This is a genomic window from Actinospica acidithermotolerans (assembly GCF_018139625.1).
Taxonomy (GTDB): Bacteria; Actinomycetota; Actinomycetes; order Streptomycetales; family Catenulisporaceae; genus Actinospica; species Actinospica acidithermotolerans.
Window position 1 is genome coordinate 1 of sequence record NZ_JAGSOH010000111.1, and the last position, 23,258, is coordinate 23,258.

The window sequence follows — 23,258 nt, forward strand, 5'->3', positions numbered from 1 at the left end:
GTCCCCGGCCCCCGAGCACTCGCTGTGGGCCCGCCTCGGCCACAGCGTCTCCGAGTCCACGCCCGTCTCCCGGTTCAACGACTCGGTGGTGCATCATCGCTGGGTCACCCGCACCCGCGAGCTCTCCGGCGATCTGCGGGCGCGGCTCGGCGAGATCCTCCACCCCGTCGTGCTGGTGCTGCGCGGCCTGCGCCGCGCGGTCGCCGGCGGCAGGTCGTGGTGGACCTCGGGCTCGAAGCGCAGACGCCAGATCGAGGGCACGGCGCTCGTCGCCGTGCTGGCGACGGTCGGCATGCTGCCCTACGGCCCGGCCATCCTGATCGTCGGATTCCTCGGCTGGGCCGGCTGGCTCGGCCGGGACACCTCCCCGAAGCAGGCCGATCCCGAGCCCAGGTCGCACATCGGCCGGCTGCAGGCGGTCTACGACGGGCTCGTCCCCTACCTGCACGACGAGCACGACCCCGACCAGCACTTCAAGCCCGGCGGCGGCTACCGGGACGCGTTCACGTCCTGGGAGTTCGACGAGCACGACCGGCTGACCTCGTTCACCATCGACTACTCGCAGTACGTCCGCGACGGCGAGGCCGAGTGCCGCGCCAAGGTGGAGCGGGCGATCGAGGGGAAGGTGGGGCGGGGCAACGAGTTCCTCTACGACTGGGACGAGGAGGGCAACCACCTGTTCGTCAGGGTGCTGCCCCCGCTGCCCACCGGCCTGTCGGCGCAGCCCTGGCCGGTGGCCGAGATCGAGTACGTGCTCGGCATCACCGACCCCGATTCGGCGGGGCGGATGGTGCCGGTGCTGATGCCGGACGTGCCCGGCGTCGAGCCCGCGCCGCTGCCGGCGAACCTCGCGGCGCGCATGGCCGAGGCGCCTGACGGCTGGCACTCGGCGCTCGTCGCCCCGGTCGTCTGGCGCATCGGCACCCCCTGCCCCAACCCGCACCTGCTGATCACCGGCTCCGGCGGCAGCGGCAAGACGACCGCGCTGCGCTCGCTGCTCGGCCAGGCGCTCGGCCGCGGCCAGCAGGTCGCGGTCATCGACATCGAGCAGACCGAGGCCTACGCCGACCTGGCCGGCCGGCCCGGCGTGCGCGGTGTGGTCGAGGACCCGCAGCGCGCCCTCGAGCTGCTGGACTGGGTCGGCCTCGAGTGCGAGCGGCGGGCCGAGCGGCGGCGCGCCGAGGCCGAGGCGATGGCGAACGGAGACACGACGTCGTTCCCGGCGCTGAAGGTCCTCGACGCGTCGGCCGACGGTCTGCGCCAGCCGCAGGTGCTCATGGAGGCGGAGGCGGCGGAGCCGACGCTGTGGGTGTGCATCGACGGCCTGCCCGAGCTGCTCGACGCGGCGGCGGCCATCGGACGTCCGCAGCTCGAGGAGTCGCTCGCCTCGCTGGCCCGCAAGGCCCGGTACGCGGGGGTCCAGCTGCTGGTCACGGCCCGCGAGGAACGGGTGCTGCAGCTGCGGCAGGCTCTGCGCGCGCAGCTGACCGTGCGGATCGCGATGGGCTCGGTCGAGCCGTCCGTCTCGACGGCGCTGTTCGGCGGGACGCTGGAGCTGGGCGGCTGTCAGCGGCTTCCGGCGGGCCGGGGGTACGTCCGTATCGGCACGGGGCCGGTGATCCGCCTGCAGGCGCCCTACGCGCCTCCGGTGAGCGTCGCGCCGCTGCGTGCGGTCGGCACGACCAATCCGGCGCCGAGCGCGACGGTGGCCGCGGCTGCTCCCGCGGCGGGCTGATCCGCACACCTGATCCGGATTGCGGACGGCGGACGGCGGACAGCGGATCACGCGACGTCGCCGCCGAGAGCGAAAGCCCGACCGTCCGTCGTGACGATGAAACTTCAGAGCGTGACCGCGGGAGCGTGGCTACCCGACGTCGCCGCGGGCGGCGGGCTCGGGCTCCGGTGTCGGGACGTCCGTGCGGCGCGCGGGCTCCCGCCGGGTGGGCCACGCCTGGGCCGTGAGGCGGCTTATGGCGGCCCTGGAGCGCTTCCGGGCGTACATCTTGCTGTCGGCGGCGCTCAGCAGCTCCTCGGCCCGCTCCTTGGCCACCAGGTCCGACTGCTCGGTCGCCGGGTCGTAGGCGATGCCGAGCGAGGCGCCGACCAGCTGCGGCGGGTGGCCGTCCACGGTCACCGGGTGCGCGAAGGCCTGGTCGAGCCGGTCCAGCAGCGCGTAGGCCTCGGCCCGGCCCACGTCCACCGCCACCACGACGAACTCGTCGCCGCCGAGCCTGGCCACGATGTCGCCGCCGCGCACGGCGTTGCGCAGCCGGTCAGCGACGTGCCGAAGGACGAGATCGCCGATCGCGTGCCCGAAGGTGTCGTTGATCGACTTGAAAAGATCCAGGTCACAGAAATAGACGGCCAGCGGAACCCCGTCCGCGACGAGGTCCGCGAGCCGTTCGCGCAGCTCGGCCGAGTTGGCCAGGCCGGTGAGCGGATCGTGTCGAGCCTGATGTCGGAGGTCGGCCTCGTGCTGCTGGCGCTGGGCGATGTCCTTGCGCAGCGCCTCGCGCTCGCGCTCCAGCCTGGCCATCCGGGCCGTGGCCAGCTCGTGCCGGTTCGCGTTCACGATCGCGATCGCGGCCTGCTCGGCGAAGGCCTCCAGGATCTCGCGCACCCACATGCGCGGGATGCGGCCGTCGGTCGGCACGTCCACCGAGATCACGCCGGCCAGCTCGTCGCCCGGGCCGTACATGGGCGCCATCAGGCAGAACTCCTGCAGCCAGACGTCCGGATCGGCGCTCTCGACCGGGGACTCCTCCGGGACGTGCACCGGCACGTCCTCGTCCTCGAAGGCCGACATCGAGCGCAGGAAGCACAGCCGGCCCCAGCCCTCGGCGTCCTCCATGGCCCGCTTCATCACCGGGCCGGGTATGAGCTTGCCGAGCAGCACGTCGCGCACGCTGTCGGGTCCGGAGACGTTGGTGACCTCGAGATCGCCGCCGGGGCGCACCACCTTCACGACGACGTGCTGGAACGGGGTGCAGGAGACCACGCCGTCCGCGATGGCCTGCAGCGTCTCATCGAGCCCCACGGCGGCGTTCACGGCGGCCAGGGCACGGTACATCGGGCGCAGGGCGGACAGGGGTATGTGCCCCTCCAGGCCCTGTTCCACCATCCGCCTCATCCCCGATCACGTGACTTGCCGTTGTGAGCGGTGCCGCCGCCCGAGCCAATCCACCGAAAGCACCGGGCCAAACACGGAATGTACATCATGAACGGCGGTCAGCACCAGATCTTATACGGACTCTGATGTGGTGCCCCGCCGCGAGGGTAAAGAATCCCCCATCGTTCGTCGCGGATCGGCAACAACCCGAACGGAACCTGTCGTACGGTCGCACCGGTGGGGTACCTTGGGAGTGTGGGTGTATCAGGCATGGACCATCCCTTGATCGGGAACGAGCGGCACGGCTCGGCGCGGCAGAGCTTCGCCGCCGCCCGCCGCACCGCATACGTGCCCCCGCTCAACCTCGAGTCCTCTCAGGGTTCGCGGGAGCGCCTGGAGCGCCACCTGGCCGCGGTGGCCCCGTCGGCCACGGCCGTCGCCACCCGGCCCGCGCCGACGCGTGACGAGGTCACGCAGGCCGCCGCGCTGCTGCGGGAGATCACCCCGCGCGGCGACGCGCTCTCCTCCGTCTCCTCCTCGCGCCGCGGGCTCTCGCTCTTCGCGCCGCTGCGCAAGGTGCGCCGCTGGTTCGGCTTCTAGCCGGCCGCCTCGCACGAATCGCCGGGCAGGGCCGCGCAAGCCGCGGCCGCTGCTAGGCGAGTACTCCGTCCAACCGTCTCCGAACCGCACCCGCACGCCGGCCGATCGCGCCGGCGGCCCCGCGAGAGCTTCAACGCCGCCGCCCCCGCCGTGCTTGCGCGCGGCGGGGGCGGGCGCGTTGCCGTGGATCAGTTCTCCTGCACCGCGTCGCTGGGCGCCGGCACGGCGTCGCTCGGCACGATGTCGGCCGGGGTGACGTCGGTCGGCAGCGCCGACTTCGGCGAGGAGCCGAAGGTGAACTTCGCCTCGGCGCCGGAGCCCTCGACGTCCACCACCACGATGGTGCCCGGGCGCAGCTCGCCGAACAGGATCTTCTCGGACAGCGTGTCCTCGATCTCCCGCTGGATGGTGCGCCGCAGCGGCCGCGCGCCGAGCAGCGGGTCGTAGCCCTTCTTGGCCAGCAGCTGCTTGGCCGGGGTGGTGAGCTCGATGCCCATGTCCCGGTCCTTGAGCCGCTCGTCCACCTTGGCCATCATCAGGTCCACGATCTGGATGATGTTGGCCTCGGTCAGCTGCGGGAAGACGATGGTGTCGTCCACACGGTTGAGGAACTCGGGCCGGAAGTGCTGCTTGAGCTCCTCGTTGACCTTCGCCTTCATCCGCTCGTAGCCGGTCGAGACGTCGCCCACGGCCGCGAAGCCGAGGTTGAAGCCCTTGGAGATGTCCCGGGTGCCGAGGTTCGTGGTCATGATGATCACGGTGTTCTTGAAGTCCACCAGGCGGCCCTGGGAGTCGGTCAGCCGGCCGTCCTCCAGGATCTGCAGCAGCGAGTTGAAGATGTCCGGGTGGGCCTTCTCCACCTCGTCGAACAGCACGACGGAGAACGGCTTGCGGCGCACCTTCTCGGTCAGCTGGCCGCCCTCCTCGTACCCGACGTATCCGGGCGGGGAGCCGAAGAGCCGGGAGACGGTGTGCTTCTCCGAGAACTCGGACATGTCCAGCTGGATCAGCGCGTCCTCGTCGCCGAACAGGAACTCGGCGAGCGTCTTGGCCAGCTCCGTCTTACCGACGCCGGACGGGCCGGCGAAGATGAACGAGCCGCCGGGGCGCTTCGGGTCCTTCAGGCCCGCACGCGTACGCCGGATGGACTGGGAGAGGGCCTTGATCGCCTGCTCCTGGCCGATGACGCGCTTGTGCAGCTCGTCCTCCATGCGCAGCAGCCGGGAGGTCTCCTCCTCGGTGAGCTTGAAGACCGGGATGCCGGTGGCGGTCGCCAGGACCTCGGCGATCAGCTCCTCGTCCACCTCGGCGACGACGTCCATGTCGCCGTCCTTCCACTCCTTCTCCCGCTTCGCCTTCGCGGCCAGCAGCTGGCGCTCCTGGTCGCGCAGGGCGGCGGCCTTCTCGAAGTCCTGCGCGTCGATCGCGGACTCCTTGTCCCGGCGCACCGTGGCGATCTTCTCGTCGAACTCGCGCAGGTCCGGCGGAGCGGTCATCCGGCGGATGCGCATCCGGGAGCCCGCCTCGTCGATCAGGTCGATCGCCTTGTCCGGCAGGAAGCGGTCGGAGATGTAGCGGTCGGCCAGCGTCGCCGCGGCGACCAGCGCGCCGTCCGTGATGGACACGCGGTGGTGGGCCTCGTAGCGGTCGCGCAGGCCCTTGAGGATCTCGATCGCGTGGGCGAGCGACGGCTCGGCGACCTGGATCGGCTGGAAGCGGCGCTCGAGCGCGGCGTCCTTCTCCAGGTGCTTGCGGTACTCGTCCAGCGTGGTGGCGCCGATGGTCTGCAGCTCGCCGCGGGCCAGCATGGGCTTGAGGATCGAGGCCGCGTCGATCGCGCCCTCGGCCGCGCCCGCGCCCACCAGCGTGTGCAGCTCGTCGATGAACAGGATGATGTCGCCTCGGGTGCGGATCTCCTTGAGGACCTTCTTCAGCCGCTCCTCGAAGTCGCCGCGGTAGCGGGAGCCGGCCACCAGTGCGCCGAGGTCGAGCGTGTAGAGGTGCTTGTCCTTCAGGGTCTCCGGGACCTCGCCCTTGACGATGGCCTGGGCCAGGCCCTCGACGACGGCGGTCTTGCCGACGCCGGGCTCCCCGATGAGCACCGGGTTGTTCTTGGTGCGGCGGGAGAGCACCTGCATCACCCGCTCGATCTCCTTCTCGCGCCCGATGACCGGGTCGAGCTTGCCCTCGCGCGCGGCCTGGGTCAGGTTGCGGCCGAACTGGTCGAGCACCAGCGAGGTGGCCGGGGTGCCCTCGGCCGGCGCGCCGGCGGTGGCCTCGGCCTTGCCGCCCTGGTAGCCGGAGAGCAGCTGGATGACCTGCTGGCGGACGCGGTTGAGGTCGGCGCCCAGCTTCACCAGGACCTGGGCGGCGACGCCCTCGCCCTCGCGGATCAGGCCGAGCAGGATGTGCTCGGTGCCGATGTAGTTGTGGCCGAGCTGCAGGGCCTCGCGCAGCGAGAGCTCCAGCACCTTCTTGGCGCGGGGCGTGAACGGGATGTGCCCGGACGGCGCCTGCTGGCCCTGGCCGATGATCTCCTCGACCTGCTGCCGAACCGCCTCTAGGGAGATGTTCAGCGATTCGAGGGCCTTGGCGGCCACGCCTTCGCCCTCGTGGATGAGGCCGAGCAGGATGTGCTCGGTGCCGATGTAGTTGTGATTGAGCATCCTGGCCTCTTCCTGAGCCAGGACGACAACCCGCCTTGCGCGGTCGGTGAACCTCTCGAACATCTCTTCTCGCTCCCCGGAGTGGTCGGGAAGTACCGGGCCGACCCGGAACCACAACCCCGGCCTGTCCTACCGATGCTAGTCGCCAGGTCTCGACCCTAAGGGACAGTGCCCTCCGCTCGCTGGCTGATCACCCGGCGAAGCGGTCGCCACGGCCGGTTGGAGTGGGTCTTCCCGCAGATCAGACCGGTACTCGTGGAGTGTGTACGCCTGAAGCGAACGAGGTCCGCTCACCCCTCGTGTGCACCCGGCCGGGGCAATACCCCGACGTCTTGCCGCCGCGGTCCGCGCGCCTGCCCTAGATTGGCCGCATGCCCGGCACCTCCCCCGCCGCCGAAGCCTCCCGCCTGCTGAAATGCGGGGTGGAGTTCGACGTGCTCCGGGTGCCCGAGCCGGCCGGGCGCTGGGCGCTGCGGCGGCTGATCGGCTACGGCCAGCCCGCGCTGCGTCCCGGGCCGGTGGCCCTCGAGGACGCCTCGGCCTGCCTCTTCTTCGTCGCCCCCGGCGCGAAGGAGGATCTGCCTGAGCTGCTGGAATGGCTGGACTGGGGCGGCATCGACCTCGGGCTGCGCGCGTACGGGGCCGGCGAGACGATCCCCGAGCCGAGCCGCTGGCTGCACGATCCGCGGGCCCCCGCGCCCGAGGTGATCGCCCTGCTGGCCACGATCGCGGAGTGCTGCTCCCGGCGGCTGCTGCGCAGGCCGGTGCCCGAGGCGCGCGGCGAAGACGCGTGACCGAGATCCGGAGAGAGACTTTGTGAATCCGTGAATCCCCGTTGGGGATCCTGGGTGCCGCGCGAGGGCGGCGCATGACGATGGCGGCACCCAATAGGGCACCGCCATTATCGCCGCCGTATGGTCGCCGAGGCTTCCCTTCAGTGTCAGTGAGCGCTCAGGTGGTGCCGCGCCTCGATGACGTCTCGGGGAATCTGCGCGTATGCACGGGGCACGGCGCAGGGCCTTGCCTGCAGGCGTCAGTGAGCGCCGAGGTACGCGTCGATGACGTCCTGCTGCAGACGGCCGCGGTCGCTCACCTCGTGGCCGTTCTTCTTCGCCCACTCGCGCATTTCCGCGGTGCTCGGGCCCTCGGCCGCGGCGCGGCGGCGGGCGGACGGGCGCTGCGGGGTGGCCCGGTAGACCTTGCCCAGCGGGGTCGCGACCTCGATGTACTTCGCCAGGGCGGCCTTGAGCGACTCGAAGTTCTTGTCGTTCAGGTCGATGACGTACTCGTAGTTGTCGAGGCTGAAATGGACCTCGCGCGCTCCCGGGGTCTGATCGAGGTCATCGATGGTCACTGTCTGCTTTGCCATTGTTTTTCCTTTCGCACACGGCGACGAAGACCCTTTAGCGAGCGCCTGTCACGGCCCAGGCTTCGCGTACAGTCTAAGAAAACCGTATTTCGGCGATTCTTTCAACTCTCCGGCGGCCTCTTTCCGGGGACGGGGCCGGGGAGTCTCAAAGGAGCTTAAGCATCCGGGTGTTGCCCAGCGTATTCGGCTTGACGCGCTCCAGATCCAAGAACTCCGCGATACCCTCGTCGGCTGATCGCAACAGCTCCGCCGCCACCGTCGGATCCACGGCGGACTCGACCAGCTCGGTGAAACCGTGGGCGGCGAAGAAGCGCGTCTCAAAGGTCAGACAGAAGACCCGTCGGATGCCGAGCCAGCCCGCGGTCGCCAAAAGCTTTTCCAAAATCGCGTGGCCGACCCCCCGGCCGCGAAACTCCGGGGCCACCGCGATGGTCCTGACCTCGGCAAGGTCGCGCCACATGACGTGCAGCGCGCCGACGCCGGCCAAACTTCCGTCGGTGTCCTGCTCGGCCACCCAGAATTCCTGAATGTCCTCAAAGAGCGTTACTGTGGGTTTGTCGAGCAGAATCCGCTCGGCCGCGTAGTGGTCGATCAACCGCCGGATCGCGGGCACATCGCCCGTCCTGGCCCGTCGTACCGTCAGGTCGTTCACTCCAGCAGGGTATCGGCGGCGGCCACCCGGGCCGCGATCCGGGCCATTCTCCGTTCCAGCGGCGGATGCGTCGGACGCGGCGACTTGACCGCCGCGTGCCTGGCCCGGCGGGGTCCGGGAACGAGCGGCTGCGGGGCGGCCGGGGGCGCGCAGGCCTCGAACCAGCGCAGCGCGCTGAGCAGTTCGGCGCCGAAGCCCAGGTCGACCGCGAAGGCGTCCACCTGGTACTCGGCGCTGCGGCTCGCGGCGTTCTTCACGGCGAAGGCGAGCACCCCGGGGGCGGCGAAGCAGCCGCGCAGCCCCATCTCGAGACGGCCGAGCGCGAGCAGCGTCCGGTGCTTGACGCCCGCGTCGAATTCGAATTCGGACAGCCGCCGGCCGAGTTCGGAGAACGGCGCCGCGAGTCCGCTGCCGATCAGCGCGAGCGCCTGCAGCGGCAGCAGCACCCAGACCAGGAACGCGGCGGCCGCCGTGTGCATCCGCAGATGGTGGCCGAGTTCGTGGGCGAGCACCCCGGCCAGCTCGCGGTCGCCGAGCTCGGCCAGCGCGCCGGTGGTCACGCAGATCAGATCGCGGCCCACGCAGTGCGCGTTGACCTCGTCGAGGTCCACCACCCAGATCCGGAAACGGCGCTCGGAGACGGCCGCGCGGCGCAGCACCTCGGACCAGACCGCGTCGAGCCGCTCGTGCTCGTCGGGGTTCGGGCGCCGCGCGGGCCAGAGGAGTCTGGCCAGCGCGAGCTGCACCGGGCGCAGTCCGTAGAGGCCGGCGCTCAGCGCCCACAGGCCGTAGCCGAGCCAGAGGGGAACGCCGGTGAATTCCAGCAGCAGGAGGAGCGGAAGCAGGCAGAGGGCGGCGAGCGGGGAGAAGAGCAGCACTATCCCCAGGGAGAGCAACGCGGTCTTATCCGGCCGCGGACCACGGTCCTCAGTGCTCTCGGGTTGGGCCACACGGGGAACTTTTGCAGGTCGTCCGCACGGTGCCCATCCGCCGCGCGGGTGAACTGACGCGGATTCAGCCGAACCAGGGGAAGCCGGTCTGGCCGGTGGGCGGCAGCTGCGTCCGCTCCGCCGGAGCGGGCAGCGCCCGCGGCCTGCGGGCGGCGAACCAGGGACTCTGCACGGGGACGAGGCCGGGGTACGGCGAGCGCCGCGGGAAGAAGCGCTCGACCAGCGCCTCGAGCCTGGCGATCTCCGCGACGGTCGGGGCGCTGCCGCCTGTCCCGTGCTTCCTGGCCCGCCGCTTCCTTCAATCGAACTGGTCGGTGGCGATCGCGTCGGCCGGGGTGCCGGCCGCCAGCAGTTCGGCGCGGCAGTGGTCGATCAGCACGCTCGGGCCCACCAGCACCGCCGCCTGCCACGGCCGCTCCGGGGCCAGCAGCACGCGGGCCGTCTCCGCGAGCGAGCTCTCGCCGACGACGTGCACCTCCAGCGCGCCGTGCCGGGCGGCCTGCTCCTCGATGTGCTTGGCGAGGTAGTGCACGGCCGGCGATCCCGGGCCGTGGTCCGGCGTGACCAAGAGCACACTCAGCGGACGCCGGTCGCCGGCGGCGATCAGCGACTCGATGAGGCCGGAGACGGGGGCCGCGCCGGTGCCGTGCGCCACCGCGACCAGGGTCTGCGCGTGCGGCGCGAAGCCGAGCTCGCCCTCGGCGGCGGCGACCCGCAGCCGGTCGCCCTCGGACGTCTCGTGCACCAGCAGGCCGCTCACGCCGCCGGAGCGGCCGGACTGGATGTGGAAGACGATGCGGTTCTCGCCGGTGTCCACGCTGGCGAAGGAGTAGTCGCGCCAGACCCGCGGCTGGCTGGCCGCCTCCACCGAGGCGTACTGGCCGGCCTTGTAGTTGTACGGTCCCGGCCGGTCGGGGTCCTGCAGCACCCGGACCTCGATCCGGGCGACGTCCTCGGCGAGCAGCTCGTGCGCGACGACCTCGGCCTCCCAGTACGGCGGCGCCTGCGACTCAGCCTCGGCCGCCGTCTCCTGCATCACGGCGGCGACGAGCCCGTAGCCCGCCTCCCACGCGGCCCGGGTCAGGTCGCTCCAGGACGGGCCGGTGTAGCGCTCGACGGTCGCCAGGATCGACTCGCCGAAGGCCTGGTAGTGCGCGGCGCGCAGTCCGAACTTGCGGTGCCGCAGGCCGAGCCGGCGCACGTAGGGCAGGAAGTCGTCGAGGTCGTCGAAGTCGGCGATGACCCGGCCCACGGCCTGGAACAGCCGGCGCTGCTGGGCGACGGGGTCGCCGGTGAACAGCTTGCGGTAGCGCGGATTGTGCGTGAAGAAGTGCTCGTAGAAGTACGCGCTCGCTTCCGGGGCCTGCCGCTCGATCAGCGCCCAGCTGGCCCGGATCTCGCTGAGCAGCTCGGGCTGTCCGTACTCCTGCGCGCCTGCCGTCGTCTGTGCGTCCATCGCCACCGCGTCACTCACCCGGGTGAGCTTACCGGTATTCATAATGCCGCCGGACGCGGGTCTCAGCGCTTCGACTCAGTGCTCCTCGATCACCGGCGCCGTGAACACCTTCAGCAGATAGAGGAACGAGGGCACCACGACCAGCATGCCGCCGCACATCGCGACCAGCATCGTGTCCAGGCTGGAGGGCGCCGCGGCGGCGGCCTGGGCGGTGTAGACGCCGACCAGCAGGTCCGGGTACTGCGCCGCGGCCCAGCCGCCGAGCACGCCGATCACCGCGATCGCCGCCGTGGCCCTGGCCAGGACGTACTTCTTCTTCCACAGCACCAGGAGGCTGCCGAAGCCGCACAGCGCGGAGACGGCGGCGAGGGGTAGCGAACGGTCGGTGAAGCGCGCCGCCACCACCGGAGCGTCCCGGTAGAAGAAGGGCAGCATCACGAGCACGACGGCGCCGGAGGCCACCGCGGCGTAGATCGCCTTGCGCCGGAACACGTCGACGAGATGCTGCGTATCAGGGTGCAGCGAGGCGTCGTAGCAGAGGTAGACCGCCGCGAGGAACGCCGTGACCACGACGGCGAGCAGCCCGGCGAGGATCGTGAACGGCGCCTGGAACGGAGCGAGCGGCGAGCTCCCCGGCCGCAGCTTGCCGGTGGCGAGCGCGCCGCCGCTGACGCCGAGCATGAACGGCGTCAGCACGGAGGCGCAGGCGAAGATGCGGCTCCACCAGCGATCCGGCAGCGAGGCGCCCTCGCCGTACGCGCGGTACACGTACGCCGCGCCGCGCAGCACGATGCCGACGAGCGCGAGCGCGAGCGGCAGTTCGAGCGAGGTGGCGATGTCGCCGAAGGCGGAGGGGAAGCCGGAGAAGGTGCAGACGATCACGAAGATCAGCCACACGTGGTTGGCCTCCCAGACCGGCCCGAGCGAGGCCGAGATCAGCCCGCGCTGATCCTCCGCGCTGGAGCGGTCGCGGCCGAAGCCGGCCAGCATGTCCCAGCCGCCCCCGCCGAAGTCGGCCCCGGCCAGCAGGGCGTAGGCGAGCAGGGACAGCACGATGATGACCAGCATCAGGTTCACGGCGGTCATGCGAGCGCCTCCTCGGCGGCGGGCGGAGCCTGGCTGGGGATGTCGGGTCCGGCGCCGGCGTCGAGCCCGGGCGGCGCGCCGGTGGCCAGCTTGCGCAGGATCAGCAGCAGCGCGGCGGCGAGGCCGACGTAGATCACGATCGTGGCCACCACGCTCCAGCCGAGTCCGCCGGACTTCGTGGCCGCGTCGGTCACGCTCATCAGCCGGTAGACGATCCACGGCTGCCGGCCGCCCTCGGTGACCTCCCAGCCGCCGAGCATCGCGATCACCGACGCGGGGCCGGTCGCGATCGCGGACCACAGCCAGAACCGGGTGTGCGGAATGCGCGGCGTCAGGCCCTTGCGACGGCGCAGGAACCAGGTGGCGGCGGCGAGCCCGGCGACGGCGAACACCAGCACGCCGCAGCCGACCATGGAGTCGAATGCGAGATGGATCACAGCGGAGTTCGGGGTGTCCGCGACCGTGGCGGTGTCCATGCCCTCGATCACCGTGCTGGTCTTGAACCCCATCATCAAGGACAGCCCGTCCGGGATCGGAATCCCGCCGATGATCTTGTGCGTGCTCTGGTCGTAGTAGCCGAGGATCGTCAGCGGCACGTTCGAGCCGGTGGTGTAGACGCCCTCCATCGCGGCCAGCTTCAGCGGCTGCGTCGCGCCGACGACGCGGGCCGACCAGTCGCCGAGGAACATCTGGACCGGCGTGAGGCCGAGCACCGTCCACAGGCCGACGCCGAGGCCGAGCTTGTGATACCTGTCACGTCGGCCGCGCAGCATGCCCCAGGCGTAGACCGCGGCGACGGCGCCGCCGGTGCACATCATCGCGGCGACGAACATGTGCGTGACCTCGGACCAGCCGACCGAGCTGCTGAAGACCGCCCACGGGTCCGCGGTGATCTTCCCCTTGGACTCGCCGATGCCGACCGGGTCGTTCATCCAGGCGTTCGCGAAGACGATGAACAGCGTGGAGAGCGTGCCGGAGATGGCGATCGGCCACAGCGTGAGCCAGTGCGCGCGCGGGCTCAGCCGCTTCCAGCCGTACAGGTAGAGTCCCATGAAGATCGCCTCGAGGAAGAAGGCGAAGGCCTCCAGGGTGAACAGCAGCCCGATGGCGCCGCCGTACGTGGCCATGAACGTCGGCCAGAGCAGGCCGAACTCGAAGGAGAGCACGGTCCCCGAGACCGCGCCGATGGCGAACAGCACCGCTGTGACCCGCGCCCACTTCCGGGTGAGCGCGTACCAGGTCCGGTCGCCGGCGCCGTTCTTGAGCGACCGCAGCCACTTCCCCTCGGTGTAGAGCAGGAGCCAGGGCATGCCGACGCCGAAGACGGCGAAGAGAATGTGAAAGGACAGCGAGAAGGCGGTCTCGATCCGTGCCGCGTCGACTCCCGACATACGGGCCCCACTCCCATCCGCGAATTTCTACGTACCGTAGAACTTCTTTCATCGGTACAGTAGACCTCATGGCACGGCTTGGCGAACTCGAACGCGCGGTGATGGACGTGCTCTGGAACACACCAGAGCCGGTGCCCGCGACTCACATCGTCGACGTCCTGCCGCGCGAGCACGCGCCGGCGGTGACGACGATCCTCACGGTGCTCGACCGTCTCGGCGCTAAGGGTTTCGTGACCCGGGTGCGCCACGGCCGGGCGTACCGCTACTCGGCGACCACCTCGAAGGCCGAGCTCATCGCGAACACGATGCTCGAGGCCCTGGACACCACCTCCGACCGCCGCTCCGCCCTGGTGCACTTCGCCGGCGCGGTCTCCGAGGAGGAGAAGGCCGTGCTGCGCGAGCTTCTCGCCAGCGGCTGAGACCGGGCGGAGGGATGGTCACCCTGCTCGCGGCGCTCAGCGCGCTGCTCGCCGTGCTGCTGGCCTGGCCGGTGCCCACCCGGCTGGCCGCGGCATCCTGGCCGAGCCGCAATCCGCGCCGCGCGATCACGCTCTGGCAGGTGATCGGCCTGTCCGGCGGGATCTGCGCGGTCGGCTCGCTGCTGCTGCTGGGTCTCGATCCGCTAGGCCCGCGCTGGACGCTGCTCAACCTCGCGGCGCTGGCCGGCGCGGCCATCCTGCTGAGCTGGCTGCTCGGCGTGCTGGCGACGAACACGATCCGGATCGAGCGGCACCTGCGCAAGCAGCGGGACGCGGTGGATCTGCTGGCGTGGACCGATCTCAACGGCGTCCGGGTGCTCGACCACCCGGAGCCCGCCGCGTACTGCCTGCCGGGGCCGCGCCCGCGGATCGTGGTGACGCACGGCGCGATCGCGTCGCTGGGCCCTGAGGAGCTCGCCGCGGTCCTCGCGCACGAGCGCGCGCACGCCGTCGGCCGGCACGAGCTGATCATCCAGCCGTTCGTGGCCTGGGAGTCGGCGCTGCCCTTCCTGCCCCCGGCGCGCCGGGCCACGGCAGCGGTCGCGGAACTGGTGGAGATGCTGGCGGACGACCACGCCGCGCGGGAGACCAGTCCGCGCGCGCTGGCCCGGGCGCTGGCGCAGGTCGGCTCGGACCGGCTGCCGTCAGCGGACGGCTCGGCGGCTCCGGCGTCCGTGCTACCGCGCGTCCGCCGCCTCGTGCAGTAACAGCCTTCCCCGCGCCGTCACTCAGCCGTCTTGGCCGTCTTCGACTTCTTCACGCGCAGCTCGGTCGGCGTCTTCTGGTCCTGCATGATGCGCGCATCGGCCGCCTCGGCCGCCGCCTCGCGCGCCTTCGCCGCGGCCCGGCGCTGCGGGTTCTGCTGCTTCAGGATCGTGCGGACCAGCAGCACGAAGCCGACCGCGAGGCACGCCGACGGGATGAGCGATTCCAGGTCTGCCAGCATGCCTGCCACTGTACGCCGCGGGCCGCAGCGGGCCCGCGGCGCCTCCGCGTCAGCTGCCGGTGTTCGGCTTGACCAGCGGGAACAGCATGGTCTCCCGGATGTTCTTGCCGGTGAGCAGCATGATCAGCCGGTCCATGCCCATGCCGAGGCCGCCGGTCGGCGGCATCGCGTACTCGAGCGCGGCGAGGAAGTCCTCGTCGACCTCCATGGCCTCGTCGTCGCCGCCCGCCGCCAGCCGCGACTGCTCGGTGAGCCGCTCGCGCTGGTCGACCGGGTCGATCAGCTCGGAGAACGCGGTCGCCACCTCGCGGCCGAAGATGACCAGGTCCCACTTCTCGGCCACGCCCTCGACGGAGCGGTGCTTGCGGGAGAGCGGGGAGACCTCGGTCGGGTAGTCCATGATGAAGGTCGGCGCGACGATGCTCTCCTCGAGCAGCCGCTCGATCATCTCCAGCACGATCTGGCCGTGGCCCCACTTCTTCTCGTAGGGCACGCCCGCCTCGTCGGCCAGCTTGCGCAGCTCCTCCACCGAGGTCCGCGGCGTGATCTCGGTGCCCAGCTTCTCCGAGATGCCCCCGTAGACCGACACCTCGCCCCACGGGTCGGCCAGGTCGATCTCGTGCTCCACGCCGTGCGCGTCGAGGCCGGTGACCTTCGTGTGCCCGTTGACCGCGAGCGCCGCGGCGATGATCACCTTGCGGGCGAGTTCGGCCTCGGTGCGGTAGTCGCCGTACGCCCGGTACCACTCGATGGTGGTGAACTCCGGGTTGTGCGTGGAGTCGGCACCCTCGTTGCGGAACAGCCGGCCGATCTCGAAGACGCGCTCCGCGCCGCCGACGATCAGCTTCTTCAGCGGCAGCTCGGTGGCGATACGCAGCAGCAGGCGCATGTTGTAAGCGTTGATGTGCGTCTCGAACGGGCGCGCGTTGGCGCCGCCGTTGGTCTTCTGCAGCACCGGCGTCTCGACCTCGATGAAGCCCTCGCCGTGCATGGTGTCGCGGATCGAGCGGATCATCGCCGAGCGCTTGCGCATCATGTCGCGCGCCTCGGCGTTGACGATCAGGTCCACATAACGCTGGCGCACCCGCGCCTCCGGGTCGGACAGGCCCTTGTGCTTGTCCGGCAGCGGCCGCAGGCACTTCGAGGTCAGCGCCCAGGAGTCGGCGAGGATGGACAGCTCGCCGCGCCGGGAGGTGATGACCTCGCCGGTCACGCCGATGTGGTCGCCGAGGTCGAGGTCGGCCTTCCAGTCGGCCAGCGACTGCTCGCCGAGCTTGTCCAGCGAGGCCATGACCTGCACCTCGGCCTCGCCCTCGCGGATCGTGGCGAAGCACAGCTTCCCGCCGGTGCGGGAGAGCAGGATCCGGCCGGCCACCGAGGCGCGCTCGCCGGTCGCGTGGTCCGCCGGCAGGTCGGCGAACCGCTCCCGCAGCTCGGCGATCGTCGTGGTGCGCGGGTAGCCGACCGGGTAGGGCTCGACGCCCTTGGCCTTGAGCCGGTCCAGCTTCTCTTTGCGGACCCGGATCTGCTCGGGTTCGTCGGAGATCGCGCTGCTGGGCACCTGAGGCTCGGAAGTCATGGACCAAGGATACGGGGAGCCGCGAGAGGATTAGGCGGGGTCCAGGTGCGCCGCCCTCAGCCGGAGGAGACCCCCATGTTGCGCTCGTAGACCAGGCGCAGCCCGATCAGGGTGAGCCAGGGCTCGTGCTCGTCGATGACCTCGGCCTCCTCGAGGACCAGCGGGGCCAGGCCGCCGGTGGCCACGACGGTGACGTCGTTGGGGTCGTCGGCGAGCTCCTCGGCCATGCGGTTGACCACGCCGTCGATCTGCCCTGCGAAGCCGTAGAGGATGCCGGCCTGCATGCACTCGACCGTGTTCTTGCCGATGATCGAGCGGGGGCGGGCGAGCTCGATCTTGCGCAGCTGCGCGCCGCGGGCGCCGAGGGCCTCGACGGAGATCTCGATGCCGGGGGCGATCGCGCCGCCGATCCATTCGCCCTTGCGGGAGACGGCGTCGAACGAGGTGGCGGTGCCCAGGTCGACGACGATGCAGGGGGCGCCGTAGAGGTGCACCGCGGCGAGCGCGTTGATGATGCGGTCGGTGCCGACCTCCTTCGGGTTGTCCACCAGCACCGGCATGCCGGTCTTCACGCCGGGCTCGACGACCAGGGCCGGGATGTCGCCGTAGTAGCGGCGGATCATGTCGCGCATCTCGTGCAGCACGGACGGGACCGTGGAGCAGATGGCTATGCCGTCCACGCCGGTGTCGCCGACCAGCGGGTGGTTGGCCATCAGGCCGTGGAAGAGCACGGCGTGCTCGTCGGCGGTGCGGCGCGGGTCGGTGGAGATGCGCCAGTGCTCGACGATCTCGGCGCCCTCGAACAGGCCGAGCACCGTATGGGTATTGCCGATGTCGATGGTCAACAGCATGGTCAGGAGTCTTCTCTGCAGCGGGTCGGTGAAGGGCGCGGGCTAGCGGAAGTCGCAGCCGATGTCGAGGATCGCGGCGGAGTGGGTGAGCCCGCCGACGGAGATGTAGTCCACGCCGGTCTCGGCCACGGCCCTGGCCTGGTCCAGCGTCAGGCCGCCGCTGGCCTCCAGCCGGGTGCGGCCGTAGGGCTCGTTGCGGCCGACGATCATCACCGCGGCGCGCATCCGCTCCGGGGTGAAGTTGTCCAGCAGGATGAGCTCGGCTCCGGCCTCGACCACCGGCAGCAGCTGGTCGAGGGTGTCCACCTCGACCTCGATGGGCAGGTCGGGGTACTTGGCGCGGACGGCCTCGAAGGCCTCGACCACGCCGCCGGCCGCGATGACGTGGTTGTCCTTGACCAGGCCGGCGTCCGACAGGAACATCCGGTGGTTCACGCCGCCGCCGCAGCGGACCGCGTACTTCTCGATCAGCCGCAGGCCCGGCGTGGTCTTGCGGGTGTCCCGGATCTTCGCACCGGTGCCCTCGACGGCGTCCACCCACTGCCGGGTGATGCTGGCGATGCCGGACATGTGGCACATCAGGTTCAGCGCGGAGCGCTCGGCGGTGAGCAGGTCCCTGGTGCGGGCCCTCGCGGTGAACAGCACCGTGCCCGGCTCGACCCGGGCGCCGTCTTCGATGGGGAACTCGAACTCGGCCTCGCCGCCGGAGACCAGGTCGATGACCGCCGCCGCGACGTAGATGCCCGCGGCCACGCCGGGCTTGCGGGCCACGTAGTCGGCCACCGCGCGCGCGTCCGCCGAGACGGTCGCCTCGCTGGTGACGTCGACGCCGCCGCCGAGGTCCTCCTCGACGGTGCTCCGGGCCAGCCGGGCGACGTGGTCCGGGTCGAGTCCGGCGGCGCGCAGCTCGTCCGCGATCCGCTCGTGAAGCTTGAACGTGTCGGTCATCGGGCGATCCGCTCGTCGTGAAGCCGCTGTGCCTTTTCCCTGCAAAGCGTGACCATCAGGACACCGCCTCCTCTGTGACCGTGCATCCGTTCTCATCCACCGACAGCACCTGACGCACCCGCCAGCGGGCGTCGTCCTGCTTCGGGTAGTCCTCGCGCCAGTGCGAGCCGCGGGTCTCCTCGCGGCGCGCGGCCAGCGCGGCCATCGCCGAGGCGACCTGCTGGAGGTTCGTCGCCTCCCACGCCTCGGTGCGCGGCTCGTCGTCGGTCTGCTCGCCGAGCTCGCTCAGCGTGTGCCTCGTGGCGGCCAGCGAGGTCGCGCTGCGCAGCACGCCGGCGCCCGAGCTCATCGCCTGCTGCGTCGCGCCGCGCACGGCGGGTGCGAGCAGGACCGGCTCGCGCTCGTCGGCGACCGGCTCCCCGGTGACCGCCTCGCCGGGGGCGAAGCAGCGCGCCAGGTCGCGGCCGATCCGCTCGGCGAAGACCAGGCCCTCCAGCAGCGAGTTCGAGGCCAGCCGGTTCGCGCCGTGCACGCCGGTGCAGGCGGACTCGCCGCAGGCGTAGAGCCCGGGGATCGAGGTGTGCCCCCAGCGGTCCGTCAGCACGCCTCCGGAGGAGTAGTGCGCGGCCGGGGCGACCGGGATCAGGTCGCGGACCGGGTCGATGCCGTGCTCGTGCAGCGACTCCCAGATGGTCGGGAAGCGGCCGCGCCACTTGTCCTCGCCGAAGTGCCGCGCGTCCAGCCAGAGGTGGTCGAGCCCGGACTCCATCGCGCGCCGCATGATGCCCTTCGCGACGATGTCGCGCGGGGCCAGGTCGCCCATCGGGTGCATCGCGGGCATGAAGCGCTCGCCCTTGGCGTCCACCAGGAACGCGCCCTCGCCGCGCACGGCCTCCGAGATCAGCGGCTGCTGGCCGCGCGCTCCGTCGCCGAGCCAGAGCACCGTGGGGTGGAACTGGACGAATTCGAGGTCGGCGACGCGGGCACCGGCGCGCAGCGCGAGGGCCACCCCGTCCCCGGTGGCGACCGACGGGTTCGTGGTCGCGCGGAAGACCTGGCCGAGGCCGCCGGTCGCGAGGACCACGGCCCGGGAGCGGATCGCGCCGACCCCGTCGCGCGCGCCCTCGCCCATCACGTGCAGGGTGATCCCGGCCGCGCGGCCCTCGGCGTCCTTGAGCAGGTCGAGCACCAGCGCGCGCTCGATGACCTCGATCTCGTCGACGAGCTGGTCGAGCCGGGCCAGCAGCGCGCGGGAGACCTCGGCGCCGGTCGCGTCGCCGCCCGCGTGCAGGATGCGGTCGGCGTGGTGGCCGCCCTCGCGGGTCAGCGCGATCCCGCCGTCCTCCTCGGTGTCGAACTGGAACCCGCGGTCGATCAGCCGGCGCACGGCGGCCGGACCGCCGGTCACGAGGGTGCGCACGGCCTCCTCGTCGCACAGGCCGGCGCCCGCGGTGAGCGTGTCGGCCAGGTGCGCCTCGGGCGTGTCGCCGCGGCCGAGCGCGGCCGCGATGCCGCCCTGGGCCCAGCGGGTCGAGCCGTCGGAGAGCTGAGCCTTCGTCACCAGCAGCACCGAGCCGGCGTGCCGGGCGGCGAGCGCGGCGGTCAGCCCCGCTATGCCGGAGCCGACCACCACCGTGTCCGCGTACGCGCTCCACCCCGGCTCCGGCGCGAGCAGCCGGGAGCGGCGGGCGGGTATCGCCGGGCGAGCAGCCATGGGTCAGCCCTCGATTCTGAGCGGGAGGTTGTCGATCAGCCGGGTGGCTCCGACCTTCGCGGCGAGCGCGAGGACGGCCGGACCACGGTACGCCTCGTCCACCTCGGCGAACGTCTCGGGATCGACGAGCGCCAGATAGTCCGGCCGGATCGGCGGCTCGGCCTGCGCGCCCTGCTCGAGCACGCCCTGCGCGGACCGGCGGATCTCGGCCGGCGTGCGCCGGGAGACGCCCGCGAACAGGGCCTTGCTGAGATAGAGCGCGCTGGCCCGCTCGGCGGGCGACAGGAAGCGGTTCCGGCTGGAGAGCGCGAGGCCGTCCGGCTCGCGCACCGTGGGCACGCCGCGGATCTCCACCGGCAGGTTCAGGTCGAGCGCCATCCGCCGGATCAGCGCGAGCTGCTGCGCGTCCTTCTCGCCGAAGTACGCGTAGTCCGGCGCGGTCAGGTTCAGCAGCTTGTTGACGACGGTGAGCATGCCGGAGAAGTGCCCGGGCCGGTACGCGCCCTCCAGCACCTCGCCCATCGGGCCCGGCGTGATCCGCACCATCGGCTCGCCGCCGGGGTAGACGTCCTCCACGGCGGGCGCGAAGACGATGTCGGCCTCGGCCTGCTCGCACAGCTTCACGTCGGCGTCGAGGGTGCGCGGGTAGCGGGAGAAGTCCTCGTTCGGGCCGAACTGCAGGGGATTGACGAAGACCGTCACGACGACGGTCTTCGCGGCCTGCCTGGCGGCCCGGATCAGGGTCAGGTGCCCCTCGTGCAGCGCGCCCATCGTCATCACGACGGCGACGTCGCCGATTCGTCCCGCGCGCGCCGCCTCGAGCTCGGCGCGCGTGTGGACCAGCAGGGTTGACCCTGGATTCTTCTCGCTCATCGGCTTCCGTCCTCGTTCAGCACCTCGAGCAGCTCCCCGGCGCGCTCGGGCGCCAGCAGCCCGGCCTCCAGCGCGCGGTCGGCGGTCAGCCTGGCCAGCGCGAGGTAGGCGTTGACCAGCGGGTCCGTCGCGCTCGGCCCGCTCGCCAGCTTCGCCAGCCGGCTCAGGTGCGCGGCCACCGTGCCCGCGTCGCCCCGGGCGACCGGCCCGGTCAGCGCCGCGTCCCCGGAGCGCAGGGAGTTGTCGAGGGTGGCGCCGAGCAGCGGGCCGAGCATCCGGCCCGGCGCGCTCACCCCGGCGCGCTCGAGCAGCTCGGCCGACTGGGCGACCAGCGTGGTCAGGTAGTTGGCGCCGAAGGCCAGGGCCGCGTGGTAGAGCGGCCGGTCGCCCTCGGAGATCCACTCCGGCTCGCCGCCCATCTCCACCACCAGCGCCTCGGCCATCGGGCGGAAGGCGTCCGGGGCGGTCACCCCGAAGCTGCAGCCGGTCAGCCTGGCCAGGTCCACGTCCGTACCGGTGAAGCTCATCACCGGGTGCAGGGCCAGCGGCAGCACGCCGCGGATCCGGGCGGCCTCCAGCACGCCGATGCCGTGCCGCCCCGAGGGGTGCAGCACGGTCTGCCCGGGCCGGAACAGCCCGGCGTCGGCGAGCCCGACCACCAGCTCCGGCAGCACGTCGTCCGGCACCGCGAGCAGCAGCAGCTCCGCCTGCTCGGCGACCTCGGGCGGCGGCAGCAGCGGGACGTCCGGCAGCAGCTCGGCCGCCCGGCGCCGCGAGCGGTCCGAGACCGCGCTCGCCGCGACGACGCGGTGCCCGGCCCTGGCCAGCGCCGCGCCGAGCACCGAGCCCACCCGGCCGGTGCCGATCACGCCGACGGCGAAGCGCCCGGGCCGGTCCCGCACTTCGGACGCGTCGATCTGCGGTGCGCCGCTCACCGGGCGTCACCTCACCTTCACTGCTTGACTTTCCGTTCCAGTCCCCTCAGTAAGAGGTACCGTTCGGATCTCGGCCCCAAGCGTACGCGCTGGCAGTGACTTCCGCTGCGCCCTTCCCGGGCCGACCCGCGCGCGATGACCATAGAATTCGGCCATGAGCTCGGAGGACCGGGGAGAGGGCAGGTACGTAGGCGCGCTCCTCGACCGTTTCCGGCTGCTCGGCACGGCCGACGAGGGCGGCGCGCTGGCGCAGGCGCGGCGGTCCATCCACCTGCACGGCTTCCGCCACTGGTTCGTCCGCGAGCGCGACGCGTTCGCCCAGACGGCCAAGGCGGCGTTCGCCTCGGGCGCCGCGTGGGCCATCGCCTCCGGCGTCTTCCACGTGGACAAGCCGGTGCTCGCCTCCGTCGCCGCCCTGATCACCGTGCAGGTCACCGTCTACCAGTCGATCTGGCGCGCGGTGCAGTACTCGGCCGGCATCGTGGCCGGCATGGTCGGCGCCATGGCAATCGGCGCCTGGCTCGGCATCAACATCCTCACGCTCTCGCTGATCGTCGTCCTCGGCCTCGTGCTCGGCCGCACCCTGAGGCTCGGCACGCAGGTCAACCAGGTCGCGATCACCGGCCTGCTGGTGCTGAGCTTCGGCCACAGCTACGGCTTCATCAGGGTGCTCGACAGCATCATCGGCGCCGCCGTCGGCGTCACCGTCAACGCCGTCATCGCCCCGCCCGCCTTCTCCCGCACGGCGGCGAAGGAGCTCGCCGACCTCGCCGACGACCTCGCCACCCACACCGCGCGCGTGGCCAAGGGTGTGCGCGGCGAATGGACCCACGAGCAGGCCCGGTCCTGGCTCAAGCGCTCCCGCGAGCTGTCCGCCAACGCCAGGGCCGCCCGCAAGATCGCCCAGCAGGCCGAGGAGGCGGTGAAGTTCCATCCCCGCCGCAACGTCCACATGACGGAGGTTCACCGCGTAGACGAGGCCGCCATCGCCCTCGACCACGTCGCCACCCAGCTCAACAGCCTGATGCGCGGCCTGTCCGACATGAACGCCGAGTTCTCCCCGGTCCCCGAGAAGCTCCGCGAGGTCCCCGAGGAGATGGCCCTCCTGCTCGACGACACCTCGAAGGCCCTGTCCGCCTTCGGCAGGCTGCAGGTCCCCGACAAGGCCAGCCCCCGCGTCTACGAGGAGCTCAGCGGCCTGATCAAGCGCGCCAAGCCGCACGCCCGGGACGCGGCCCAGGCCATGCAGCCCGGCGACGACGCCCCCACCCTCGTCTGGTCCGTCTACGGCGCCCTGCTCGACGACGCCCGCCGCATGCTCCGCGAGCTCGACCCCGACGACGGCCCCCACCGCGAGGGCATCCCGGCGATGCTGCGGGCCTATTCGGTGCACCCGGCGAGGTAGGCCGGGCCGAGCCTCGGGCTCACCGAGCCGGGCGGACCAAACCGGTCTCGTACGCCAGCACCACCGCCTGCACCCGGTCGCGCAGTTCCAGCTTCATCAGGATCCTGCCCACGTGCGTCTTGACCGTGGCCTCGGACAGCACCAGGCGGCCGGCGATCTCGGCGTTGGACAGGCCCTGCGCGATGAGTATCAGCACCTCGCGCTCGCGGTCGGTGAGGCCGGCGAGGCTGGGCGGGGGCGGGGCGTCGG

22 protein-coding genes are annotated in these 23,258 nt (G+C 71.6%); 6 read left to right on the plus strand and 16 right to left on the minus strand.

All coding sequences use genetic code 11. The features are described 5' to 3' along the window. Window positions 1-1,735, plus strand: a 1,735-nt coding sequence (locus tag KDK95_RS27225) for an FtsK/SpoIIIE domain-containing protein (protein ID WP_212521158.1), incomplete at its 5' end; no start/stop codon positions are given. A gap of 129 nt (window positions 1,736-1,864) precedes the next feature. On the opposite strand, the gene KDK95_RS27230 is transcribed toward KDK95_RS27225, so the two are convergent. Next, window positions 1,865-3,121: a GGDEF domain-containing protein gene (locus KDK95_RS27230; RefSeq protein WP_212521159.1), complete on the minus strand. Its 1,257-nt coding sequence runs from the start codon at window positions 3,119-3,121 to the stop codon at window positions 1,865-1,867. A gap of 258 nt (window positions 3,122-3,379) precedes the next feature. Between KDK95_RS27230 and KDK95_RS27235 the strand changes: the two genes are divergently transcribed. Beyond that, window positions 3,380-3,709: a hypothetical protein gene (locus KDK95_RS27235; RefSeq protein WP_212521160.1), complete on the plus strand. Its 330-nt coding sequence runs from the start codon at window positions 3,380-3,382 to the stop codon at window positions 3,707-3,709. Window positions 3,710-3,897: 188 nt separating this feature from the next. Here KDK95_RS27235 and KDK95_RS27240 read toward each other — a convergent pair whose 3' ends face one another. Further along, a complete protein-coding gene (locus tag KDK95_RS27240; RefSeq protein WP_249161970.1) occupies window positions 3,898-6,438 on the minus strand; it encodes an ATP-dependent Clp protease ATP-binding subunit in 2,541 nt (846 codons plus the stop codon). Window positions 6,439-6,746: 308 nt separating this feature from the next. Between KDK95_RS27240 and KDK95_RS27245 the strand changes: the two genes are divergently transcribed. Further along, on the plus strand, window positions 6,747-7,169 hold the full coding sequence (locus KDK95_RS27245) for a hypothetical protein (RefSeq protein ID WP_212521161.1): 423 nt from the start codon (window positions 6,747-6,749) through the stop codon (window positions 7,167-7,169). 239 nt (window positions 7,170-7,408) lie between these two features. Here KDK95_RS27245 and KDK95_RS27250 read toward each other — a convergent pair whose 3' ends face one another. The 6 genes from KDK95_RS27250 to KDK95_RS27275 form a co-directional block, all read right to left on the minus strand. Beyond that, a complete protein-coding gene (locus KDK95_RS27250) occupies window positions 7,409-7,744 on the minus strand; it encodes a histone-like nucleoid-structuring protein Lsr2 (protein ID WP_212521162.1) in 336 nt (111 codons plus the stop codon). A gap of 145 nt (window positions 7,745-7,889) precedes the next feature. After that, window positions 7,890-8,387, minus strand: coding sequence for an amino-acid N-acetyltransferase (locus KDK95_RS27255; RefSeq protein ID WP_249161971.1), 498 nt, complete (start codon window positions 8,385-8,387; stop codon window positions 7,890-7,892). 5 nt (window positions 8,388-8,392) lie between these two features. Then, entirely contained in the window at window positions 8,393-9,346 is a 954-nt protein-coding gene (locus tag KDK95_RS27260; RefSeq protein WP_212521164.1) for a M48 family metalloprotease, read from the minus strand. Between the two features lie 298 nt (window positions 9,347-9,644). Further along, on the minus strand, window positions 9,645-10,820 hold the full coding sequence (locus KDK95_RS27265) for a globin domain-containing protein (protein ID WP_212521165.1): 1,176 nt from the start codon (window positions 10,818-10,820) through the stop codon (window positions 9,645-9,647). A gap of 57 nt (window positions 10,821-10,877) precedes the next feature. Beyond that, window positions 10,878-11,888, minus strand: a complete 1,011-nt coding sequence (locus KDK95_RS27270; RefSeq protein WP_212521166.1) for a cytochrome d ubiquinol oxidase subunit II — start codon at window positions 11,886-11,888, stop codon at window positions 10,878-10,880. Continuing rightward, entirely contained in the window at window positions 11,885-13,279 is a 1,395-nt protein-coding gene (locus KDK95_RS27275; protein WP_212521167.1) for a cytochrome ubiquinol oxidase subunit I, read from the minus strand. Before KDK95_RS27275 ends, KDK95_RS27270 begins: the two co-directional genes overlap by 4 nt. Window positions 13,280-13,347: 68 nt before the next feature. Here KDK95_RS27275 and KDK95_RS27280 point away from each other — a divergent pair, with 68 nt between their 5' ends. Then, entirely contained in the window at window positions 13,348-13,698 is a 351-nt protein-coding gene (locus KDK95_RS27280) for a BlaI/MecI/CopY family transcriptional regulator (protein WP_212521168.1), read from the plus strand. 14 nt (window positions 13,699-13,712) lie between these two features. After that, window positions 13,713-14,465 (plus strand): M56 family metallopeptidase, encoded by a 753-nt coding sequence (locus tag KDK95_RS37185; RefSeq protein ID WP_212521169.1) that lies wholly within the window; start codon window positions 13,713-13,715, stop codon window positions 14,463-14,465. 17 nt (window positions 14,466-14,482) lie between these two features. Here KDK95_RS37185 and KDK95_RS27290 read toward each other — a convergent pair whose 3' ends face one another. From KDK95_RS27290 to KDK95_RS37915, 7 genes are read right to left on the minus strand one after another with little or no spacing between them, the layout of a single operon-like run. Next, the gene (locus KDK95_RS27290) at window positions 14,483-14,704 is read right to left on the minus strand and encodes a hypothetical protein (protein ID WP_212521170.1); all 222 of its coding nucleotides are present in this window, start codon (window positions 14,702-14,704) and stop codon (window positions 14,483-14,485) included. 49 nt (window positions 14,705-14,753) lie between these two features. Then, a complete protein-coding gene (lysX, locus tag KDK95_RS27295; protein WP_212521171.1) occupies window positions 14,754-16,283 on the minus strand; it encodes a bifunctional lysylphosphatidylglycerol synthetase/lysine--tRNA ligase LysX in 1,530 nt (509 codons plus the stop codon). 56 nt (window positions 16,284-16,339) lie between these two features. Continuing rightward, window positions 16,340-17,134 carry a type III pantothenate kinase gene (locus KDK95_RS27300; protein WP_212521172.1) on the minus strand — a complete coding sequence of 265 codons (795 nt, stop codon included), beginning with the start codon at window positions 17,132-17,134 and terminating at the stop codon, window positions 16,340-16,342. Between the two features lie 42 nt (window positions 17,135-17,176). Next, window positions 17,177-18,082, minus strand: coding sequence for a carboxylating nicotinate-nucleotide diphosphorylase (nadC, locus tag KDK95_RS27305; RefSeq protein WP_212521173.1), 906 nt, complete (start codon window positions 18,080-18,082; stop codon window positions 17,177-17,179). A 55-nt stretch (window positions 18,083-18,137) separates the two neighbouring features. Continuing rightward, a complete protein-coding gene (locus tag KDK95_RS27310; RefSeq protein WP_212521174.1) occupies window positions 18,138-19,796 on the minus strand; it encodes an L-aspartate oxidase in 1,659 nt (552 codons plus the stop codon). A 3-nt stretch (window positions 19,797-19,799) separates the two neighbouring features. Then, window positions 19,800-20,669, minus strand: coding sequence for a pantoate--beta-alanine ligase (panC, locus tag KDK95_RS27315; protein ID WP_212521175.1), 870 nt, complete (start codon window positions 20,667-20,669; stop codon window positions 19,800-19,802). Then, window positions 20,666-21,604 (minus strand): Rossmann-like and DUF2520 domain-containing protein, encoded by a 939-nt coding sequence (locus KDK95_RS37915; protein ID WP_307844706.1) that lies wholly within the window; start codon window positions 21,602-21,604, stop codon window positions 20,666-20,668. Before KDK95_RS37915 ends, panC begins: the two co-directional genes overlap by 4 nt. Before the next feature lie 154 nt (window positions 21,605-21,758). Between KDK95_RS37915 and KDK95_RS27325 the strand changes: the two genes are divergently transcribed. Beyond that, a complete protein-coding gene (locus KDK95_RS27325; protein WP_212521176.1) occupies window positions 21,759-23,009 on the plus strand; it encodes an FUSC family protein in 1,251 nt (416 codons plus the stop codon). Between the two features lie 19 nt (window positions 23,010-23,028). Here the strand turns inward: KDK95_RS27325 and KDK95_RS27330 are convergent. Then, window positions 23,029-23,258: response regulator transcription factor (locus tag KDK95_RS27330; protein ID WP_212521177.1), on the minus strand; the 230-nt coding region annotated here is incomplete at its 5' end.

Excerpts from the sequence above, each read along its gene's own strand:
- KDK95_RS27300 (WP_212521172.1), bottom strand. The coding sequence starts at position 17,134 with ATGCTGTTGACCATCGACATCGGCAATACCCATACGGTGCTCGGCCTG.
- KDK95_RS27240 (WP_249161970.1), bottom strand. The coding sequence starts at position 6,438 with ATGTTCGAGAGGTTCACCGACCGCGCAAGGCGGGTTGTCGTCCTGGCT.
- KDK95_RS37185 (WP_212521169.1), top strand. The coding sequence starts at position 13,713 with ATGGTCACCCTGCTCGCGGCGCTCAGCGCGCTGCTCGCCGTGCTGCTG.
- KDK95_RS27275 (WP_212521167.1), bottom strand. The coding sequence starts at position 13,279 with ATGTCGGGAGTCGACGCGGCACGGATCGAGACCGCCTTCTCGCTGTCC.
- KDK95_RS27270 (WP_212521166.1), bottom strand. The coding sequence starts at position 11,888 with ATGACCGCCGTGAACCTGATGCTGGTCATCATCGTGCTGTCCCTGCTC.
- KDK95_RS27280 (WP_212521168.1), top strand. The coding sequence starts at position 13,348 with ATGGCACGGCTTGGCGAACTCGAACGCGCGGTGATGGACGTGCTCTGG.
- KDK95_RS27310 (WP_212521174.1), bottom strand. The coding sequence starts at position 19,796 with ATGGCTGCTCGCCCGGCGATACCCGCCCGCCGCTCCCGGCTGCTCGCG.
- KDK95_RS27250 (WP_212521162.1), bottom strand. The coding sequence starts at position 7,744 with ATGGCAAAGCAGACAGTGACCATCGATGACCTCGATCAGACCCCGGGA.
- KDK95_RS27230 (WP_212521159.1), bottom strand. The coding sequence starts at position 3,121 with ATGGTGGAACAGGGCCTGGAGGGGCACATACCCCTGTCCGCCCTGCGC.
- KDK95_RS27290 (WP_212521170.1), bottom strand. The coding sequence starts at position 14,704 with ATGCTGGCAGACCTGGAATCGCTCATCCCGTCGGCGTGCCTCGCGGTC.
- panC (WP_212521175.1), bottom strand. The coding sequence starts at position 20,669 with ATGAGCGAGAAGAATCCAGGGTCAACCCTGCTGGTCCACACGCGCGCC.
- KDK95_RS27235 (WP_212521160.1), top strand. The coding sequence starts at position 3,380 with ATGGACCATCCCTTGATCGGGAACGAGCGGCACGGCTCGGCGCGGCAG.
- lysX (WP_212521171.1), bottom strand. The coding sequence starts at position 16,283 with ATGACTTCCGAGCCTCAGGTGCCCAGCAGCGCGATCTCCGACGAACCC.
- KDK95_RS27325 (WP_212521176.1), top strand. The coding sequence starts at position 21,759 with ATGAGCTCGGAGGACCGGGGAGAGGGCAGGTACGTAGGCGCGCTCCTC.
- nadC (WP_212521173.1), bottom strand. The coding sequence starts at position 18,082 with ATGACCGACACGTTCAAGCTTCACGAGCGGATCGCGGACGAGCTGCGC.
- KDK95_RS27245 (WP_212521161.1), top strand. The coding sequence starts at position 6,747 with ATGCCCGGCACCTCCCCCGCCGCCGAAGCCTCCCGCCTGCTGAAATGC.